Source organism: Streptomyces pseudogriseolus, from assembly GCA_002154585.1.
Lineage (GTDB): Bacteria > Actinomycetota > Actinomycetes > Streptomycetales > Streptomycetaceae > Streptomyces > Streptomyces pseudogriseolus.
On the sequence record MUNG01000729.1, the window covers coordinates 543 to 1,991 of the forward strand.

Here is a 1,449-nt window from a genome sequence, read left to right on the forward strand (position 1 = left end):
GGCCGCGTCACGTCACGTCAGGAGCGTGCCTGTACGACTGACCTCCACCCGCGTGGCGTCCGCCAGGGAGCGGACGACGATCGCGGACGTGAGGCTCTTCGCCCGGTGGATGCTCGGGCAGCACGCGTCATGGATCGCCGCGTAGTAGGCGCCGACGAGCGTGATCGCGTCGCCGGGCGTCAGCGGCCGGTTGTCGGTGAGCGCCGCCATGAGCGCGTTGACCGGGTGACCGGGCGCAGCGGGGGCCGGCTGGCACACCTCGGGGCGCGCCGCCTGTGCGTCGAGCTTCGCGGCCAGGGCCGCGGCCTTGTCCTGCGCCTCCTTCGCGCGCTGCTCCGCCTGCCGCACGCGCTGCTCGGCGACCTGCTCGGCGCCCGTACGGCGCGCGCGGGCCTCCTGCCCGGCCTCCTCCGGCGACATGCCGTAGTACTGGCCGAGAGCGATCCACACGTTCACCCACGTCTTCGCCTTCCGGATGGTGTCGAGGGTGCGCTGCGCAGCGGTCGGCGTCTGGATGCGGAGGGCGAGCGCGGCAGCGGTGGCCTCCTGGACGCGCTTCGTCGCCTCCCGTGCTTCCCGCAGGGCGGTGTCTCGCTGGGTGACGAGGTCGGTGTGCCGGGCGCTGCCGGATCCGCTGGTGCGCTCGGCGTGCTCCAGGTCCCGGCGGGCCAGGGCGAGCTCTGCGGCCGCGCCGCAGTGGCAGGTGACATGGGGGAGGGTGCCGTCGTACTCGGCGACGGCGGCCAGGGCGGCGCTGAGGGTGGTGGCTGATCGGACGCGGATGACGGCGGCCTCCGCACGGTGGGCGCGGTTGCGGTAGCGCACCGTGCGGGCCACGGCGGCGTTCTCGCGGGTCCGGGCGTCGGCGGCGTTCTTCTGCGCCTGGTCGGCGCGGCCGTTGGCCTCCGCCGCGATGGAGGACTGGTAGCGGGCGCTGGCGGCCCAGCGGTGCGCGGTGGCCGCGTGCTCGATGAGCGTGGGCCACGGGGTGGCCGGGTCGAGGTCGAGGGCGTCGGCCAGGGCGCGGCGGCGCATCTCGTCGGCCCCGGCAGCGGGATCGGGGGCGGGCGCCGGCCCGGGTGCGCAGTCGGCAGGGCGCGGCTGCGCCGCGGCGGTGAGCCGGGCGGCTTCCGCTTCGGCGGCCGCGGCCCGGTCTTCGAGCTCGCGTATCGCAGTGTCCGCGGCCTCCCGGTTGGTCGTGAGGGCGCGCTGTGTGGTGGCCAGGGTCCCGCGGAGCTCTTCGCCGATGCGGACCTCTTCACGGACGTACGCGGCCAGGGCCGCCCCCTCGGCCGGGGAGAGGCGTCCGGCTTCCAGGCGGGGCAGGTACCGGTCGAACGTGGCGTGCCGGTCCCGGCGCTGCTGCTGCTGCCGGTACTTGTTGCGTGATCCGCGGTGCGGGCGGGGGTGGCTCACGGGCTCGGCTCCTCGGTGTGGGGTGGTCAGCGG

The 1,449-nt window shown here is 76.0% G+C and carries 1 protein-coding gene; it reads right to left on the minus strand.

Annotated features, from left to right (window positions below):
* Positions 1-12 precede the first annotated feature (12 nt).
* Positions 13-1,416: a hypothetical protein gene (locus tag CCN29_RS34390; protein ID WP_086686350.1), complete on the minus strand. Its 1,404-nt coding sequence runs from the start codon at positions 1,414-1,416 to the stop codon at positions 13-15.
* Positions 1,417-1,449 lie beyond the last annotated feature (33 nt).